The 18,280-nt window shown below is 69.8% G+C and carries 16 protein-coding genes; 9 read left to right on the forward strand and 7 right to left on the reverse strand.

Annotated elements, in window-relative coordinates; all coding sequences use genetic code 11:
* Nucleotides 1–178 precede the first annotated feature (178 nt).
* The 8 genes from BN10_RS18290 (at nucleotide 179) to BN10_RS15775 (ending at nucleotide 8,221) form a co-directional block, all read left to right on the forward strand.
* On the forward strand, nucleotides 179–262 hold the full coding sequence (locus tag BN10_RS18290; RefSeq protein WP_367336733.1) for a putative leader peptide: 84 nt from the start codon (nucleotides 179–181) through the stop codon (nucleotides 260–262).
* A 98-nt stretch (nucleotides 263–360) separates the two neighbouring features.
* Nucleotides 361–2,064 (forward strand): nitrite/sulfite reductase, encoded by a 1,704-nt coding sequence (locus BN10_RS10935; RefSeq protein ID WP_010851307.1) that lies wholly within the window; start codon nucleotides 361–363, stop codon nucleotides 2,062–2,064.
* Complete coding sequence (locus BN10_RS10940; RefSeq protein ID WP_010851308.1) at nucleotides 2,061–2,798, forward strand: phosphoadenylyl-sulfate reductase; 738 nt, start codon at nucleotides 2,061–2,063, stop codon at nucleotides 2,796–2,798. Before BN10_RS10935 ends, BN10_RS10940 begins: the two co-directional genes overlap by 4 nt.
* Complete coding sequence (gene cysD, locus BN10_RS10945; protein WP_010851309.1) at nucleotides 2,795–3,769, forward strand: sulfate adenylyltransferase subunit CysD; 975 nt, start codon at nucleotides 2,795–2,797, stop codon at nucleotides 3,767–3,769. Before BN10_RS10940 ends, cysD begins: the two co-directional genes overlap by 4 nt.
* 55 nt (nucleotides 3,770–3,824) lie before the next feature.
* A complete protein-coding gene (locus BN10_RS10950; protein WP_010851310.1) occupies nucleotides 3,825–5,084 on the forward strand; it encodes a sulfate adenylyltransferase subunit 1 in 1,260 nt (419 codons plus the stop codon).
* A 3-nt stretch (nucleotides 5,085–5,087) separates the two neighbouring features.
* On the forward strand, nucleotides 5,088–6,296 hold the full coding sequence (cobA, locus tag BN10_RS10955; RefSeq protein WP_010851311.1) for a uroporphyrinogen-III C-methyltransferase: 1,209 nt from the start codon (nucleotides 5,088–5,090) through the stop codon (nucleotides 6,294–6,296).
* Nucleotides 6,297–6,323: 27 nt separating this feature from the next.
* Nucleotides 6,324–7,271, forward strand: a complete 948-nt coding sequence (locus BN10_RS10960) for a sulfite exporter TauE/SafE family protein (protein ID WP_010851312.1) — start codon at nucleotides 6,324–6,326, stop codon at nucleotides 7,269–7,271.
* Complete coding sequence (locus tag BN10_RS15775) at nucleotides 7,268–8,221, forward strand: sirohydrochlorin chelatase (protein WP_010851313.1); 954 nt, start codon at nucleotides 7,268–7,270, stop codon at nucleotides 8,219–8,221. Before BN10_RS10960 ends, BN10_RS15775 begins: the two co-directional genes overlap by 4 nt.
* Nucleotides 8,222–8,228: 7 nt before the next feature.
* Here BN10_RS15775 and BN10_RS10970 read toward each other — a convergent pair whose 3' ends face one another.
* Entirely contained in the window at nucleotides 8,229–8,561 is a 333-nt protein-coding gene (locus BN10_RS10970) for a VOC family protein (RefSeq protein ID WP_010851314.1), read from the reverse strand.
* A gap of 37 nt (nucleotides 8,562–8,598) precedes the next feature.
* Here BN10_RS10970 and BN10_RS10975 point away from each other — a divergent pair, with 37 nt between their 5' ends.
* A complete protein-coding gene (locus BN10_RS10975; RefSeq protein ID WP_010851315.1) occupies nucleotides 8,599–9,687 on the forward strand; it encodes a tocopherol cyclase family protein in 1,089 nt (362 codons plus the stop codon).
* A gap of 101 nt (nucleotides 9,688–9,788) precedes the next feature.
* Here the strand turns inward: BN10_RS10975 and BN10_RS10980 are convergent, their stop codons facing one another.
* The 6 genes from BN10_RS10980 to BN10_RS11005 form a co-directional block, all read right to left on the reverse strand.
* Nucleotides 9,789–10,544: an alpha/beta fold hydrolase gene (locus BN10_RS10980; protein ID WP_010851316.1), complete on the reverse strand. Its 756-nt coding sequence runs from the start codon at nucleotides 10,542–10,544 to the stop codon at nucleotides 9,789–9,791.
* A gap of 79 nt (nucleotides 10,545–10,623) precedes the next feature.
* Complete coding sequence (locus BN10_RS10985) at nucleotides 10,624–11,163, reverse strand: DUF1697 domain-containing protein (protein ID WP_010851317.1); 540 nt, start codon at nucleotides 11,161–11,163, stop codon at nucleotides 10,624–10,626.
* Nucleotides 11,163–11,762, reverse strand: coding sequence for a dienelactone hydrolase family protein (locus BN10_RS15780; protein WP_010851318.1), 600 nt, complete (start codon nucleotides 11,760–11,762; stop codon nucleotides 11,163–11,165). The genes BN10_RS10985 and BN10_RS15780 overlap by 1 nt, the downstream gene beginning before the upstream one ends.
* A gap of 355 nt (nucleotides 11,763–12,117) precedes the next feature.
* Nucleotides 12,118–14,805: an aconitate hydratase AcnA gene (gene acnA, locus BN10_RS10995; protein ID WP_010851319.1), complete on the reverse strand. Its 2,688-nt coding sequence runs from the start codon at nucleotides 14,803–14,805 to the stop codon at nucleotides 12,118–12,120.
* A gap of 135 nt (nucleotides 14,806–14,940) precedes the next feature.
* On the reverse strand, nucleotides 14,941–16,212 hold the full coding sequence (locus tag BN10_RS11000) for a class I SAM-dependent RNA methyltransferase (protein WP_010851320.1): 1,272 nt from the start codon (nucleotides 16,210–16,212) through the stop codon (nucleotides 14,941–14,943).
* The gene (locus BN10_RS11005) at nucleotides 16,212–18,224 is read right to left on the reverse strand and encodes an APC family permease (RefSeq protein WP_010851321.1); all 2,013 of its coding nucleotides are present in this window, start codon (nucleotides 18,222–18,224) and stop codon (nucleotides 16,212–16,214) included. Before BN10_RS11005 ends, BN10_RS11000 begins: the two co-directional genes overlap by 1 nt.
* Nucleotides 18,225–18,280 lie beyond the last annotated feature (56 nt).

The following is an 18,280-nucleotide window of genomic DNA, read 5'->3' on the forward strand; positions in this document are numbered from 1 at the left end:
GCCACCCCGGCGGCCCACCGCGTGCAGCACCCGGCGAGCCGGGGCTGGCGGCCCGACGTGGGGGTGGCGCCGTGGCCGACGGATCGAACATGCGTTCGATTGTAGGCATCCCCCACCCCTGCCATCCACATCGTGGACCGTCGCGGCCTCCCCATAAGGCACTGTTATGGTTTTCATCATGCGAAGTGATCGGTCCGTGCGCTGCACCAAGCGCCGCCATGTCGACCTCCTTCGTGTGGCCTCCAATCTCATGTGTCGCTGACGGGCCACCCGCCTCCGCCCCGACCCCTTTGCGTCCGACCGTTCGGTTGCTTGCGAGCGCCCGTGCCGCGGACCCCCCACTCACCCAGGAGTCCTTCCATGACGCTTGCCCCCGCCCGAACGGAGCGCGCGCTGCGCGGCCCCCGTGAGGGTCGCAGCAACGGCCAGTGGGCCGTGGACGGTCACGAGCCGCTCAACGGCAACGAGGTCTTCAAGGCCGAAGGGCCCCCACTGGAGGTGCGAGAGCGGATCGAGACGATCTACGCCAAGGAGGGCTTCGACGCGATCCCGTCCGAGGACCTGCGGGGGCGCTTTCGCTGGTGGGGCCTCTACACCCAACGCAAACCCGGCATCGACGGTGGGCGCACCGCCTCCCTGGAGCCGGAGGAGCTCGAGGACAAGTACTTCATGCTCCGCGTGCGCACCGACGGCCAGGCCCTCGACACCCGGGCGCTGCGCGTTCTCGGGGACATCTCGAGCGAGTTCGCCCGCGGCAGCGCCGACATCAGCGACCGCCAGAACATCCAATATCACTGGATCCGCATCGAGGACGTGCCCGAGATCTGGCGGCGCCTGGAGTCCGTGGGGCTCGAGACGACCACCGCCTGCGGCGACTCCCCTCGTGGCTTCCTCGGCAGCCCGGTGGCCGGCATCGCCGCCGACGAGATCATCGACCCAACCCCGGTCATTCTCGAGATCAAGCGCCGCTTCATCGGGGACCCCGACCTGGCCAATCTCCCCCGCAAGTTCAAGACCGCCGTCACCGGCCACCCGAGCCTCGACGTCGTCCACGAGATCAACGACATCTCCCTCGTCGGCGTCGTCCATCCAGACTTGGGCCCGGGGTACGACCTCTGGGTCGGCGGCGGTCTGTCCACCGCGCCACGGCTGGCCGAGCGGATCGGTGTCTTCGTCAGCGAGGACGAGGCAGCGGAGGTGTGGCACAGCGTCATCAAGATCTTCCGCGACTACGGCTATCGCCGCCTGCGCAACAAGGCCCGTCTGAAGTTCCTCCTCGCCGACTGGGGCGTCGAGCGCTTCCGCCAGGTGCTCGAGGACGAATACCTCGGGCACGGCCTGCCCGACGGGCCGGCCCCCGAGGTGCCGGCCGTCCCCGGCGACCACGTCGGGGTCCACGCCCAGAAGGACGGACGCTTCTACGTCGGTGCGGCTCCCACGGTCGGCCGGGTCGGAGGCAGCACCCTGGCCGGGCTCGCCGACCTCATGGATCGGGTCGGCGCCGGCCGTGTGCGCTTCACCGCCTTCCAGAAGCTCGTCATTCTCGACGTGCCGGCCGACGGCGTGGACGACCTCGTCGCCGGACTGCAGGGTCTCGGCCTGACCGCAACCCCGAGCCCGTTCCGGCGCGCGACGATGGCCTGCACCGGCATCGAGTTCTGCAAGCTGGCGATCGTCGACACCAAGGACACCGCGACCGAGGTCATCCGTGACCTCGAGCAGCGGCTGGCCGATGTCCAGCTCGATCGGCCGATCGCCCTGAACCTCAACGGCTGCCCCAACTCGTGCGCCCGGATCCAGACAGCCGACATCGGCCTCAAGGGCCAGGTGATCACCGTCGACGGCGAGCAGGTCGCCGGCTACCAGGTGCACCTGGGTGGCGGACTCGCCGGCGAGGGGCGCGAGGAGGCCGGACTGGGCCGGACCGTGCGTGGCCTCAAGGTGCCGGCGACCGAACTCGCCGACTACGTGGAGCGCCTCACCCGCCGTTTTGTCGCTGCCCGCGAGCCCGATGAATCCTTCGCCCAATGGGCGCACCGCGCCGATGAGGAGGCCTTGTCATGACGACCTCGACGACCACCACAACACCGACGACCAGGACGGGGCGCACGCGCAGCGCCGACGAGTTGCGTGCTCTCGCCGCAGAGGGCGCCGACCTCGGCGAGGTGAGCGCCGACGAGATCGTGCGCTGGCTCGCCGAGCGAGTGGGCAGCCAGGTGGCAGTGGCCTGCTCCATGGCCGATGGTGTTCTCCCCCACCTGGTCTCGCAACAGGTGCCGGGGGTGGACGTGCTCTTCCTGGACACCGGCTATCACTTCATCGAAACCCGAATTGCGCGCGACGAGGTGGCCCAACGGCTCGACGTCAACGTCATCGACGTCCTCCCGACGCTCACCCTGAAGGAGCAGGCCACGGAGTACGGCCCCGACCTCTTCGCCCGCGACCCGGCGCGCTGCTGTGCGATCCGCAAGATGGAGCCGCTGGCAGGTGCACTCGCCGGCTACGACGCATGGGTGACCGGCGTGCGGCGTGAGGAGGCACCGACCCGGACGACGACCCAGCTGGTCGACTTCGACGAGCGACACGGCCTGATCAAGGTCAACCCGCTCGCGGCGTGGACCTTCGACGACCTCACGTCGTATGCCGGCACGCATGCCGTACCGCTCAATCTCCTTCTCTCACAGGGCTATCCGTCGATCGGCTGCGAGCCCTGTACTCAGCCCGTCGAGGACGGCGCCGACCCCCGATCCGGCCGTTGGGCCGGCCTGGCCAAGACCGAATGCGGGATCCACACATGACCATCACCCTTGCGTCCGCGAGTTCCGGCGCTGTCACGACGAGTTCCGCGTACGCAGCGGCGGGGAGCGCGCGGCATACCCCACTCACGCAACTGGACCTGCTGGAGGCCGAGGGGATCCACGTGATCCGCGAGGTGGCCGGTGAGCTCGAGCGCCCGGTGCTGCTCTTCAGCGGCGGGAAGGACTCGGTCGTGATGCTGCACCTGGCCGTCAAGGCCTTCTGGCCGGCGCCGATCCCCTTCCCGGTGCTGCACATCGACACCGGACACAACTTCCCGGAGGTGCTCGCCTTCCGCGACCGCACCGTCGAGCAACTCGGCCTCCGTCTGGTCGTCGAGCACGTTCAGGACTGGATCGACGACGGCCGCCTGCGGGAGCGGGCCGACGGCACCCGCAACCCGCTCCAGACGCAGCCGCTGCTCCACGCCATCGGTCAGGGCCGCTTCGACGGCGTCTTCGGGGGTGGCCGCCGCGACGAGGAGAAGGCGCGCGCCAAGGAGCGGATCATCAGCCTGCGCGACGACTTCGGCCAGTGGGACCCACGCAACCAGCGGCCGGAACTCTGGAACCTGCTCAACCCGCGCCACCGCACCGGCCAGCACGTGCGCGCCTTCCCGCTGTCGAACTGGACCGAGCTCGACGTGTGGCGCTACATCGAGCGCGAGGGTATCGAGTTGCCGGCGCTCTACTACGCCCACGAACGCGAGGTCTTCGAGCGCGACGGGATGTGGCTCGCCGTCGGTCCGCACAGCACGCCGCGTGACCACGAGCAGGTCAGCGTGCGCACCGTGCGCTACCGGACCGTCGGCGACATGTCCTGTACGGGCGCCGTCGACTCCCCCGCCGCTACCGTCGCCGAGGTCGTCGCCGAAGTGGCTGCCTCCACGCTCACCGAGCGCGGAGCGACCCGCGCCGATGACCGGATCTCGGAGGCCGCCATGGAGGACCGCAAGAAGGAGGGCTACTTCTGATGCCCACGACGTTCAGCGCTCTCTCGTCGCTCCGACACGCCGCGAGGACCCCGAGATGACACACCAATCAACCATGTTGCGCCTGGCCACGGCCGGCTCCGTCGACGACGGCAAGTCCACCCTCGTGGGCCGGCTGCTCCACGACTCCAAGGCGATCCTCGCCGACCAGTGGGACGCCGTCGAGCGAATCAGCCGTGACCGCGGACTGACCGGCGCCGACCTCGCCCTGCTCACCGATGGCCTGCGTGCCGAGCGCGAGCAGGGCATCACGATCGATGTCGCCTACCGCTACTTCGCGACCGAGAAGCGGTCCTTCGTCCTGGCCGACTGCCCCGGCCATGTCCAGTACACGCGCAACACCGTCACCGGGGCGAGCACCGCCGATGTCGTCGTCCTCCTCGTCGATGCCCGCAAGGGCGTGGTCGAGCAGACCCGCCGCCACCTGGCCGTCGCCGCCCTGTTGCGCGTGCCGCACGTGATCCTCGCCGTCAACAAGATCGACCTCGTCGATGACGCCGAGGCACGCTTCCTCGAGGTGGCCGCCGGCGCCGCCGAGGTGGCCCTCGGCCTCGGGCTGGCCGATCTTCGAGCCATTCCGGTGTCGGCGTTGCACGGCGACAACGTCGTCGACCGGTCCGCGACGACGAGTTGGTACTCCGGCCCCAGCCTGCTCGAGGTGCTCGAGTCCCTGCCCGTCGGTGAGGTCTCCGATGGTGAGGCCAGGCTCCCGGTCCAACTCGTCATCCGCCCCCAGGGCGCGGTGCGCCCCGGTGCCGATCCCGATTTCCGGGGGTATGCCGGCCGGCTCGACTCGGGCGTTCTGCGTCGCGGGGACGAGGTGCAGGTGCTGCCCTCGGGGCGGCGGACGCGCGTGGCCGGACTGTGGCTGGGTGATCGGAACATCGAGGAGGCGGCCGCACCGCAGTCGGTGACGGTCGAGCTCGACGACGACATCGACGTCAGCCGCGGCGACGTCATTTCCGCGGTCACGGCAGCGCCGGCCGTGCGCGAGTTCACCGCCACTTTGACGTGGCTCGCCGACACTCCCCTTCGCCCGGGGGCCCGCCTGCTGCTCAAGCACGGAACGCGGACCGTGCCAGTGATCATCCGTGCCCTCACGGGGCGACTGGACCTCGACGCGCTCGAGCAGCATGCGACGGATGTGCTGTCACTCAACGACATCGGTGCCGTCGAGTTGGTCGCCGCCGAACCCCTCCCGGTGCTCCCGTATGCCGTGTCGCGCCACGGGGGCGCTTTCCTCCTCCTCGACCCCAGCGACGGCAACACGCTGGCCGCCGGGCTCGTGGCGGGCTGAGTCATGGCCCTTCCCGTCGCCCTCGACCTCACCGGTCGGCGTGTCGTCGCCATCGGCGGGGGCCCGGTCTCGGCGCGCCGCGTGATGGCCTTCGTCGAGGAAGGGGCCATCGTCACGGTCATCGCGCCGTGGATCTGCGAGGACCTCACCGATCTCGTGACGACGGGCGAGATCGCGTGGCTGGAGCGTGACTACGTCGGGGTGTCCGATCTCGACGGGGCTCGGCTGGTGCACACCGCAACCGGTGAGGCAGCCGCCGACGACCGCGTCCTCACCGACGCGGACACGGTGGGCATCTGGTGCGTCCACGCCGGCGACGCCGGGGCCACTCCGGTTGCGGTCCTCGCCCGCACGACGGTCTCCCTTCCCGACGGCCCGCTCACGGTCGCGACCCACGCCGCCGGTGATCCTCGGCTGGCCGTGCGCGCCCGGGATGCCGTGGCGGAGCACCTGGCGACGGGTTCCGTGGCGCTACAACGCAGTCGGCGACGCGACGGCGCGGGCTGGGTGGCGCTCGTCGGCGGAGGTCCGGGAACCGATGCCCTGCTCACCATCCGCGGCCGACACCTGCTGTCGACCGCCGATGTCGTCGTCGTCGACCGCCTCGCCCCCCGAGGGCTGCTCGCCGACCTGCCGGCCTCGGTGCGGATCGTCGACGTCGGCAAGGTGCCGGGGCGGCATGCCGTCACCCAGGACGAGATCAACGCGGTCCTCGTCGAGGAGGCCCTGGCCGGGCACGGCGTCGTCCGCCTCAAGGGGGGTGACCCCTATGTCCTCGGGCGCGGTGGTGAGGAGCGCCTCGCGTGCGAGGCACATGGCATACCGGTCGAGGTCGTGCCCGGCGTGACGAGCGCGATCTCGGTGCCCGCCGCGGCCGGCATACCTGTCACGCATCGAGGTGTCGCCCGCGGCTTCACCGTCGTGACCGGGCACGAGGAGATCCCCTCGTTGCCCAGCGGCCGTGATCACACGCTGGTCCTCCTCATGGGTGTTGCCGGCCTGCAGCGGACCACGGATCTGCTGATCGCCGGCGGTCGGGACCCGCGATGTCCCGTGGCGATCGTCGAGCGCGGCTGGCTCCCCGACCAACGGGTGACCATCGCGACCCTCGACGAGATCGCCGCCACCGCCACCGCGGTGGGCGTGGAGTCGCCGGCCGTCATCGTCGTCGGCGACGTCGTCGCCCTGTCACCGCATGCACTCACTCCGTGAAAGAACTGTCCCAGAAGGAAACTCGTCATGCGTAAGCTCATCATCTTCGCCCTCGTCGGCTTCGGCGCCCAACTCGTCGACGGAGCCATGGGCATGGGGTACGGCGTCACCTCGACGTCACTTCTCCTCCTCGCCGGCCTCACGCCAGTGGTGGCCAGTGCCTCGGTCCACCTGGCCGAGCTCGGCACCAACATCGCCTCGGCACTGACGCACTGGAAGCTCGGCAATGTCGACTGGCGCCTTGTCGCCCGGCTCGGGGTTCCGGGGGCCGTCGGCGCCTTCGCCGGGGCGACCTTCCTGTCCAAGTTGTCGACAGAGGCCTCGGCGCCGGTCATGGCCGCGATCCTGCTCGCCCTCGGCGCCTACATCCTCATCCGCTTCGCGGTGCGTCCGCCGCGCGTGGCCGACGCTCGGGTCTCCCCGCACGGCAAGAAGCTCCTTGCGCCTCTCGGCCTCTTCGGCGGCTTCGTCGACGCCACCGGAGGCGGCGGTTGGGGCCCGGTCACGACCACGACCCTGGTGTCGGCGGGCAAGACGTCGCCGCGCACCGTCGTCGGTTCCGTGGACACCTCGGAGTTCCTCGTCACTGCTTCTGCGAGCCTCGGCTTCCTCATCGGACTGGGGACGGCGGGGATCAACTTCGCCTTCGTGGGAGCGCTGCTGGTCGGCGGTCTCCTCGCCGCGCCGCTCGCCGCCTGGTTGGTGAGCCGTCTGCCAGCGACCATCCTCGGAGTGGCGGTCGGCGGTCTGGTCATCGTCACCGGCCTGCGCACCCTCACCAAGAGCGTCGAGGTCGTGGCGGCCAATGCGGGCACCCTGCGCACGGTGGCGCTGGTGGCCTGGGCTGCTGCCGTCGTGTGGGCGGTCATCCGCCACCGACGCGACCGTCGCGCCGCCCCCACAACCCTCAATGTCCGGCGAGTGGACGGCATACCAACCACGGTGCCGGACGCAGTGGGTGCCGGGGAGCGGTGACCGCCGCCCACGCGTTGGTCCTGGTGGCTCACGGCACCCGGTCCCCGATCGGTCGCGCCCGGGTGCGGGAGCTCGTCAATGGGGTGCGCATGCTGGCACCCCATCGGCGAGTGCTCCTGGCTCATGTCGACGTCGAGGAGCCCCGGGTGGGAGACCTGCTGGCGCACGAGGGGGAGAGCGCGGATGTGGTGCCCCTCTTCCTGTCGGCAGGCGTCCACGTCCGTCAGGACGTCCTCGATGCCGCCCGCGACGTCCATGGCGCCCGGGTGCTGGAGCATCTCGGGATGCGCCCGGTGATCACTGACCTCCTCGTCGAGGCGGCGCAGACCCTGCCGGGGTCCGGCCCTGTCGTTCTGGCGTCGGCGGGCTCCTCGAACGACCGCGCGCGGGCGGAGGTCCAGGCTCTCGGTGAGCGGCTCGCGGAGCGTCTGGGGCGCGAGGTCATGGTCGGTTTCGTCGGTGGGCCCGGCCCGTCCGTGGAGGCCGCCATCGCGACGGCTTCCGCCGCCGAAGGGATCGTCACTCACTTGCTCGCACCCGGCCTTTTCGCTGACCTGGTGGCGAAACACGCTGGTGCACACGTCATACCGGTCACGGCGCCACTCCTCGACACCGACCACGGCCCCGCGCCGCCGTCGCGCGCGACATCGTCGCCCACGTGGCGGCTGCGGTGTGAGCGGTCCCGGCGCGTTCAGGCGTCGAGAGCCAGGCTGGCGCAGGTGCTGGGTCGCCAGCGGCAGGGGGCGCTGGTAGACGACCTCGCGGATACCCGCGAGCAGGAACTCTCCGGCCGGATCGGCGACGACTTCCCCATCTCGATCGAGTGGGAGGACGCCGGGACGGTCCGGTTGCGCGGAGCACCCGAGGCGCTGGCCATGCTGCGACCGCTGGACTTCGCCCCACCGGCGCTCACCTTCGACGCCGCCTTCAGCACGCAGTCCGAAGGCTGAGTCGTCGTCAGCGGCTGGTGTCGATGACGCAGAAGAGGGTGCCGACCGGGTCCGCGAGCACGACGAAGTCTGCGTCCTGCGGGTAGTCCCACTCGACCCGCGTCGCGCCCAGACCGACCAGTCGCTCGACCTCGGCCGCCTGCTCCCGCGGGCTGTCGGTCCACAGGTCGAGGTGCGTGCGGTCGCTCTCGTCGAGGTGGAGGCGCACACCGTCGCTTGGTGCGGGCGGCACGAGGAAGTCGGGGTTGGCACCGCGCTCAAATCCCAGTGCCCGGCTCCAGAACTCCCCGGACCGCGTGGTGTCGGCCACTTGGAGGACGACGGCCCCGATGCGCAGCATGGTCCCGACGCTACCGTCGTCGTGGGAGGGTGAGCGGGTGATCGCACTCCCCCGATTGGCTGCGCGCGGCATACGCACCGCGCTCGAACGCTATCGCGCCAGGGGTGCGGACCTCCCCTTCGGCGACCCGCTGCCCGCGCACGGCGTGGCCATGGAGGGCTATTTCTGGCGGATCACCGACCCCGTCGACGGCCGTGTCGTCATCGCCCTCATCGGGGTCAACCGCGACGCTCGCGGCGGACACTGGGCGACGCTGGGACTCGCGACCCACCCGGCGGGGACGCTCGCGATCGCGGCGGCCCCTGACGGGTGGGCAGCCCCCGACCACCTGGCCGTGCGATCCGAGACCGAGGTGGGCAGCTTTGTCGCTGACGCCGATCGGCTCGAAGTGGATCTGGGTCCCGGTGCGCGACTTCGGATCTCGATCGATGAGGCCGCGCCGTGGCCGCACCGCGCCTTCGGTGGGTCGAGCGTCTTCCAGTCGGTGCCGGCGCTCAACCAGTACTGGCATCCCTGGCTGCTCGGGGGTGTGGTCCACGGCGATGCGGAGGTCGGCGACGAGCGGTGGTCACTCGACGGCGCCACGGTGTACGGGGAGAAGAACTGGGGCAAGGAAGGCTTCCCCGACGCGTGGTGGTGGGGTCAGGCCCAAGCCTTCGCGGACCCGGGTGCCTGCGTCGCCTTTGCCGGCGGTCAGGTGCACTCCGGGCCGTTGCGCACCGAGGTGACTGCCGTCGTCGTCCGCCTCCCCGACGGCTCGGTCATCCGCCTGGGCAACCCCGGCACGTCGCCCGTGACCGCCCGGGTCACCGACACGACGTGGGACCTCCACGGGCGCTCGCTCGCCGGCTGGGAGGTCGACATCAGCGGGTATGCCGCGCTCGGCGACGCGCACGTCCTGCCGGTCCCGCTGCCGTCGGAGCGCCGCAACACCGCCGGGGCCCTCGAGCACCTCGGCGCGACGATGTCGGTGACGTTGCGGCGACGAGGAGTTCTGGTGTGGGAGGGGCGCTCGGACCTCGCGGCCCTCGAACACGGCGGCCTGGCCAGGGCAGAGGCGGAGTTGCGGCGGCGCGGCATACCGGCCTCTGCGGGAGCCACGCACGCGGCTCCCCGCCTCCCCTGACCCGTCGAGAGGGAGCAAATCGCGGGCCCGGGGACCGCGCGCCCGCGTTTTGCTCCCTCTCGACTCAGCGGGGAGTGGTCGCGGCGCCGGTCTGACCCAGGTCAGCCCCTGAGGAAGCGCTCGATCGTCGTCGCCAACCAGACCGGCGTCTCGAACATCGGGTAGTGCCCGGCGTTGGGCAGCACCTCGATGGTCGCGTTGGGGAAGTACGGCTTCCAGGTCTGGTTCACCGTCGCCTCACCGAGGGCCGGGTCGTGCTCACCGGGCAGGACGAGCATCGGGGTGTCGTTCCCCTCGATCTCGGCCAGGAAGTCGGCATTGGCCCAGGCCTGGACAGCTCCCCGGAACCCCTCGACAGTGCTGTGCGCGCGGCTCCAATCGACGACCGACTGCACGAAGCGCGGCGAGAGCCGGTTGCCGGTGGTGAAGTCGACGATCCCGAAGCGGCGACCGTCGTCGTCGGGAGCGCCGTAGAAGAGATCAGCACCGGCCTCGTCGAGCGCGGTGGGCTGTGCCCCCACGGGGGTGATCCCGACGAGCTTGGTCACTCGATCAGGTGCCTTGGCCAGGACGCGGAGCACTTCGGCGCCGCCCATCGAGTGGCCGATGATCGAGAAGGTGTCGACGCCGAGTTCGTCGGCGAGGGCGAGGATGTCGTCGGCGACCTCGTCGAGCGAGAAGTCGCCCTCCTCGTCCCGGCGCGCACCGTACCCACGGTTGTCGGTGAAGACCCAGGTGAAGGCTTCACCGTCGAGGTATGCCGGGAAGTCGCCCCATCCGTCGGCCGAGCCGAACCAGCCGTGGAGGACGAAGACCGTGTGCGGTCCGGTGCCGACGGTGCGGTGGGCGATGGACATAGGCTGCTCCTGGCGTGGTCGACGACTCTTCACCTCGACCCTAGCGATCCCACTCGCCCACCGGCAGGCTTCGCGAGGATCACTCCGCCCACTTCCGGGCGACCGCCTCGAGGACCGTGAGCGTGCGTGCCGTCCCCTCGCCCAGGGCCCTGAACTCCCTGGACCGCAACAGTTTCGAGTCGTGGATGTCGCCACCCAGGAGTGCGTATGCCGCACGGCCGGCCACGACGCAGCGGTCCCCCGGCAGGTCGAGACTCTCGATCGCCCGTGCCGCCGCGGGGCTCGGTGGCTCGGGGAAGAGGGTGACGTAGTGCTTGCCCTTCGGCTGGTGCTCGTCCTCCAGCTCGCGGCCCCGGCGCGCGATCTCGGCCACCTCGCTCGCCCGGAAGACGACGACGGGGACGTCGAAGCCACGATCCGCGGCATACGCAGCGGCCAACGCCTTCGCGACGGCGGCCGCCGACCGCTTGGTCGAGGAGAGTCGGACATTGCCGGTGGCCAGGTGAGTGGCGATGTCGGTCCCACCCGCGGCCTCGGTGGCTGCGACCACGGCGGACATCGGGAACTTGCGCGTCGGGCCGAGATTGATCGCTCGCAGGAAGGCGACCCAGGTTGCCATCAGGCAAACCTCGAGAGGAAGCCCTGCACGCGCGCGGCGAACAACTCGGCGCCCTCGGCGTCGAACTCTGTGGTCAGCTCTGGGTCCATGAAGAGGTGCCCGGAGCCGGGATAGACATAGTCGGAGACGTCGGAGCCGTTGGTTGCGGCCTCCCGGACGAGCGCTGCCAGTGGGTCGGCGTCCACCCACTCGTCCGCGATGGCGTGGTGCACCGCCAGCGGTATGCCGGGTCGCCACCTCCCGCCGTCGTCCCACGTCCCGCCGTAGCGGCCACCGCCACCGACGAGCAGTGCCCCGACCACGCCAGGTTCGGTCTCGGCGAGACGTTGGGCCTGGCCAGCACCCCAGGAGAAGCCGAGCACGACCACCGGACCGGTGAGCGCGGCATACACCTGGGTGACCCGACTCGCGGCCGCCTCGCCGTCGGCCTCCAAGTGGGCCATCGCGGCGGCATACCCGTCCGTGCCACCGTCGAAGACCGCGCCCTCGAAGAGGTCCGGCGCGACCGCCTCATGGCCGAGGGATCGGATGGTCTCCGCGAGCCCGGTGATCGCCGGGCGCCGGCCGAGCGCGGAGTGGAGCAGAAGAACCGTCGCCATGCCCACACGCTAGCGAGAACGGTGCTGCGCGTGCGCCCACGCGTACCCTCGGGTGCCATGAGTGAGTACCGAGCGGCGGCCGCACAGTGGCGTGGCCTCGACATCATCGGCGTGCGGTGCACGGTCGGCGACCACCTCGACCTCTTCGCCCGCTGACGGATGCACGAGTGGGGCATCCGCCGCGAGTGGGGCGGCTGGTCAGGGTATGCCGCGGACCCGGACGGCTATCGGTGGGAGATCGCAACGCCGGCAACGGCCCGCTCACCGCTCTTGTCGTGCCCTGACCACACGAGTTTGCCTCTGGACGTGCCTGCGCACGACCAGAGGCAAATTCGGACTCTCGATGACTCGACGGTCAGCTCACCAGCGACCGCAGCACGTACTGCAGGATGCCGCCGTTGCGGTAGTAGTCCGCCTCACCCGGGGTGTCGATGCGCACGACCGCGTCGAACTCGATCGGCCCCTCGGCACCCTCGGCGTGGACCTTGACCGTCTTCGGGGTCGTGCCCTCGTTGAGCGCCTCGACCCCGGTGATGGTGAAGGTCTCCTCGCCGGTCAGGCCGAGGCTGGTGGCGGACTCACCCTTGGGGTACTGCAGCGGCAGCACGCCCATGCCGATGAGGTTGGAGCGGTGGATCCGCTCGTAGGACTCGGCGATGACCGCCTTGACCCCGAGCAGGGCCGTGCCCTTGGCGGCCCAGTCCCGTGAGGAGCCCGAGCCGTACTCCTTGCCGGCGAGCACCACGAGCGGGACACCCGCCGCCTGGTAGGCAGCCGACGCGTCGTAGATCGTCGTCTGGTCGCCGACCGAGAAGCCGTCGCCGTCGATGAACGCCTTGGTGAAGCCACCCTCGACATCGTTGAGCAGCTGGTTGCGCAGGCGGATGTTGGCGAAGGTGCCGCGGATCATGACCTCGTGGTTGCCGCGGCGTGAGCCGTAGGAGTTGAAGTCGCGCGGACCCACGCCGTGGTCGGCGAGGTAGCGACCGGCGGGGCTGTCGGCCTTGATCGAGCCGGCCGGGCTGATGTGGTCGGTCGTCACCGAGTCGCCGAGCTTGGCCAGCACGCGCGCCCCGGAGATGTCGGAGACAGGGGCCGGCTCCTTGGGCATCCCGTCGAAGTACGGAGGCTTGCGAACATAGGTCGAATCGGCATCCCAGGCGAAGGTGTCGCCAGCCGGGGTGTCGAGACCCTGCCACCTCTCGTCACCGGCGAAGACGTCGGCGTAGTCCTTCTCGAAGAGGTCGCGCGACAGGGACGACTGGATCGTCGCCTCGACGTCCTCGGGTGCGGGCCAGATGTCCTTGAGGAAGACGTCGTTGCCCTGCTCGTCCTGGCCGAGCGGGTCGGTGTCGAAGTCGAAGTCCATCGTCCCGGCCAGACCGTAGGCGATGACCAGCGGCGGCGACGCGAGGTAGTTCATCTTGACGTCCGGGTTGATCCGGCCCTCGAAGTTGCGGTTGCCCGACAGCACCGCGGTGACGGCGAGGTCACCCTTCTGCACGGCGGCCGAGACCTCCTCGGGCAGCGGGCCCGAGTTGCCGATGCAGGTCGCGCAGCCGTAGCCGACGAGGTTGTAGCCGAGCTTGTCGAGGTAGGGCCACAGACCTGCCTTCTCGTAGTAGCCGGTGACGACCTTGGAGCCCGGAGCCATCGAGGTCTTGACCCACGGCTTGACCGACAGCCCCTTCTCGACAGCGTTCTTTGCGAGCATGGCGGCGGCCATCATGACCGACGGGTTGGACGTGTTGGTGCACGACGTGATCGAGGAGATGACGACGGCGCCGTCCTTCAGGCCATAACCACCGTGTTGGTGCTCGCCGCCACCGGCAGCGACCGGGACCTCACGCAGGTCGCCGTCGACGCCGTAGTTCTTGACGTCGATCCCGAACTGCTGCTTGGCCTCCGAGAGCACGATCCGGTCCTGCGGACGCTTCGGGCCGGCGATCGACGGGACGACCGTGGAGAGGTCGAGCTCGAGCTTCTCGGAGAAGCGCGGCTCAGCGGCCGGGTCGAGCCACAAGCCCTGCTCCTTGGCGTAGGCCTCGACCAGGGCGACCTGCTCGTCGGAGCGGCCGGTCAGGTGCAGGTAGTCCAAGGTGATCTGGTCGATCGGGAAGATCGCGCAGGTCGAGCCGAACTCCGGGCTCATGTTGCCGATCGTCGCCCGGTTCGCCAGCGGCAGGGCGGCCACGCCGGCGCCGTAGAACTCCACGAACTTCCCGACGACGCCCTGCTTGCGCAGCATGTCGGTGATCGTCAACACGACATCCGTCGCGGTCACGCCGGGGTTCATCGCACCCGTCAGCTTGAAGCCGACGACCCGCGGGATGAGCATGGAGACGGGCTGGCCGAGCATGGCCGCCTCGGCCTCGATGCCACCGACGCCCCAGCCGAGAACCCCCAGGCCGTTGACCATCGTGGTGTGGCTGTCTGTGCCGACGCAGGTGTCGGGGTAGGCCACGCCGTCACGCACCATCGTCACGTGAGCGAGCCGCTCGATGTTGACCTGGTGGACGATGCCGGTGCCGGGCGGCACGACCTTGAAGTCGTCGAAGGCGGTCTGGCCCCACCGCAGGAACTTGTAGCGCTCACCGTTGCGCTCGTACTCGATCTCGACATTGCGCCGGAAGGCATCTGCGCGACCGAAGACGTCGATCTGGACGGAGTGGTCGATGACCAACTCAGCCGGGGCAAGCGGGTTGATCTTGGAGGCATCCCCACCGAGGTCGGCCACGGCCTCGCGCATGGTGGCCAGGTCGACGATGCAGGGCACGCCGGTGAAGTCCTGCATGATCACGCGGGCCGGGGTGAACTGGATCTCGGTGTCCGGCTCGGCGTTCTCGTCCCACTGACCGATGGCGTTGATGTGGTCAGCGGTGATGTTCGCGCCGTCCTCAGTGCGGAGAAGGTTCTCCAGCAACACTTTCAGGCTGTACGGGAGGGTCTCGTGGCCCTCGACCGTGTCGATCCGGTAGATCTCGTAGGACTGCTCACCGACTGTCAGCTCGCCGTGGGCGTTGAAGCTGTTCGTGCTGGCCACCAAAGGCTCCTTCCGGATTTATCTTGATATCAAGATATCTAACCACAGGTGTCGCAGACCGTCGACACTGTCGGGCTCGATCTGACCCTAGGCCCTCACCCCGTGATCACGCAGCCCCGGCCGTGCCCCGGCCGGCTACTGCGCCGAGCGCGGCATGAAGAGCGCGACGCACTCGACGTGGTGGGTCATCGGGAAGGCATCGAAGGCGCGCAGGGTCACCAGGTCGTAACCACGCTCCCCCAGGTATGCCGTGTCGCGGGCGAGCGCTGCCGGGTCGCAGGCAACGTAGACGATGGCCTTCGGCTCGAGGGCCGTGAGAGCGGTGACGACCAGTTGGCCCGCGCCCGTTCGCGGCGGGTCGAGCAGGATGCGGTCGGCGCGCGGTGGGGCGAGGGGATGCCGGGCAGGCAGCTTGCGCAGCCGCTGGCCTCCGGGCCCCCTGCGCTTGGGGCGGGCCACACCGAGGAAGTCGTCGACCCGCGCGCGCACCACCGCCACCCCCTGGTATGCCGCGCAGTTGGCCTTCGCGTGGACTGTCGCCTCCGCGTCGGACTCCACGGCAAGGACGCGCCCGGTCGGGCCGACGGCCTCGGCGAGCGCCGCCGTGAAGACGCCGACGCCGCTGTAGAGGTCGAGGACCGTCTCACCCGGTTGCGGGACCAACAGTTCCAGGGCCGCGTCGACGAAGGTGGCGGCAGCGCCCGGATGCACCTGCCAGAATCCGCGTGCCGACACCTCGAAGTCTCGCGTCAATCGCTGTCCGGCAACCGATTCGTGCACGACCGGCACGGCCTCACCAGCCACGACGGGAAGCGGCACGATGACGGTCCCGCCGGCGGCGGGTGAGACGACGTCGAGGCCGGTGCGACCGGCATACGCCTCGTCGGTGGTGAGAGCCGGAACCAACGCCTCCACCGCGATGAGGCAGTCCTCCACCGGGAGCACCTCGTGCGAGCGGTGTGGGTGCATCCCGATGCGGCCGTCCTGGTCGAGGGCGAACTCGGCGCGGGTGCGCCATCGCAGGCCCTCCCGGTCGCCCGGGACCGGCGCCACGGCGACGTCGACGGCGCGGCGGGCCAGTCGCGCGAACTGCTCGCCCACCACCTCTGCCTTGAGGCGACGCTGCGCCGACAGCGAGACGTGCTGGAAGTCGCAGCCGCCGCAGCGACCGGCATACCGGCAGGGCGCGCTGACCCGGTCCGGGGAGGCGAGGAGCACCTCGACGGCATCGGCCCGCAGGAAGCGGTCACCGGCAGCACCTTCGGTGACCTCCGCGACGACCCGCTCACCCGGGAGGGCATGGCGGACAAAGAGCACGCGCCCCTCGTGGCGGGCGACGCAATGTCCCCCGTGGGCGATCGGGCCGACCTCGACCTCGACGCGGTCCCCGACGGACAGGTCCCCCATCAGGACCCGCGACGGACGTCGCCGGCCATCGGTCGGTTCTCGTCGAGCCGCTCCCGCGCCTGGTCCGAGCCCTCGAGTTGCCACGGCACGCTGGAGACCATGACGCCCGGCGTGAAGAGCAGCCGGGCACGCAGCCGCAGGGCGCTCTGGTTGTGAAGGACCTGCTCCCACCAGTGACCCAGGACGTATTGCGGGATGTAGACGACGACCAGGTCTCGTGGGTTGCCGCTGCGGATGCTCTTGACGTAGTCGACGACCGGGCGGGTGATCTCGCGATAAGGGCTGTCGAGGGCCTTGAGCGGTATCGGGATGTCGCGTCGGTCCCACTCGGCCTGCAGCGCCTTGGTCTCCTCGGGTTCGACATTGACGGTCAGCGCCTCGAGCACCTGAGGTCGGGTTGCTCGCGCATAGGCCAGGGCGCGCAGGGTCGGCTTGTGGATCTTGGAGACCAGGACGATGGCATGGACTCGCGACGGGAGCAGTTGCGCCTTGGTGTCGCCCTCGTGCACCGCCAGCTCGTCCCGCACCCGGTCGTAGTGGCGGCGAATGCCGAGCATGAGCACGAAGAGGACCGCCATCGCCGCGATCGCGTAACCGGCGCCATGGATGAACTTGGTGGCGAGCACGACGAGCAGGACGGTGCCCGACATGGCAGCACCGATGCCGTTGATGATGCGGGAGCGGCCCATCCGACCGCGTGCGGCCGGGTCCTTCTCGACGGCGAGCAGTCGGTTCCAGTGTCGGATCATGCCGAGTTGGCTCAGGGTGAAGGACACGAAGACGCCGACGATGTAGAGCTGGATGAGCTTGGTGACCTCGGCGTTGTAGAGGACGATCAGGCCGGCCGCCGCGGCCGCCAGGATGATGATGCCGTTGGAGAAGGCGAGCCGGTTGCCGCGGGTGTGCAGTTGACGAGGCAGGTAACCGTCCTTGGCGAGAATCGAGCCGAGGACAGGAAAGCCGTTGAAGGCGGTGTTCGCCGCGAGGAAGAGGATCAGGCCGGTCACGACGGAGACCAGGACGACGCCGGGCGTGAAACCGTCGAAGACGGCCTGGGCGACCTGACCCATGACGGTGTGCTGGATGTAGGAATCACCGACCGGAGCGCCATCGCGCAGCAACTGGGTGGCCGGGTCCTCCGCGAAGTGCACGTGGGTGAGCCGGGCCAGGACGATCATCGAGAGCAACATGGTCACGGCAATGGTGCCCATGAGCAGCAGGGTCGTGGCCGCGTTGCGGCTCTTGGGCTTCTGGAAGGCGGGCACGCCGTTCGAGATCGCCTCGACGCCGGTGAGTGCCGCACACCCTGACGAGAAGGCTCGCAGCAACAGGAAGGCCATCGCGAAGCCGCCCAAGGTCTCGTAGCCGGACTCCGGGGCGAGGGTGAGGTTGGCGCTCTCGGCCAGTGGCAGGTTGCCCATCGCGGAGCGGAAGAAGCCCACACCGGCCATCCCGATGACGGCGCCCATGAACAAATAGGTCGGGACGGCGAAGGCGCTGCCCGACTCTCGAACACCACGCAGGTTCATCGCCGTCAGCAGCGCGACGATGACGACCGCCGTGATGGCCTCGTGCCCACGCAGAAAGGGCAGCGCGGTGGCGGCGTTCTGGACGCCGGAGCTCACCGAGACGGCGACGGTCAGGACGTAGTCGACGAGGAGCGCGCTGGCCACGGTCAGACCGGCCTTCGGGCCGAGGTTGACGCTGGCCACCTCGTAGTCACCGCCCCCGGAGGGATAGGCGTGGACGTTCTGCCGATAGGACATGACGACGATGACCATGACGAAGGCCACCGCCAGACCGATCTTCCACGACTGGGTCACCGCGAGGGCACCACCAGCCATGCCCAGGGTCAGCAGGATCTCGTCGGGGGCATAGGCCACCGACGAGAGCGCATCGCTGGCGAAGACCGGCAGCGCCAACTTCTTGGGCAGCAGGGTCTCGGACAGTCGGTCGCTGCGCATGGCGCGGCCGATGAGGATGCGCTTGACGACGCGCCCGCTCGTGCTCACGGAGAACCACTCTAGGTGTACCCGGCCATCACGTTGGTGACAGTCGACTGGTGGGG

Origin of the sequence: Phycicoccus elongatus Lp2, from assembly GCF_000367525.1 — a bacterium.
In the GTDB taxonomy this organism is placed as follows: domain Bacteria; phylum Actinomycetota; class Actinomycetes; order Actinomycetales; family Dermatophilaceae; genus Phycicoccus_A; species Phycicoccus_A elongatus.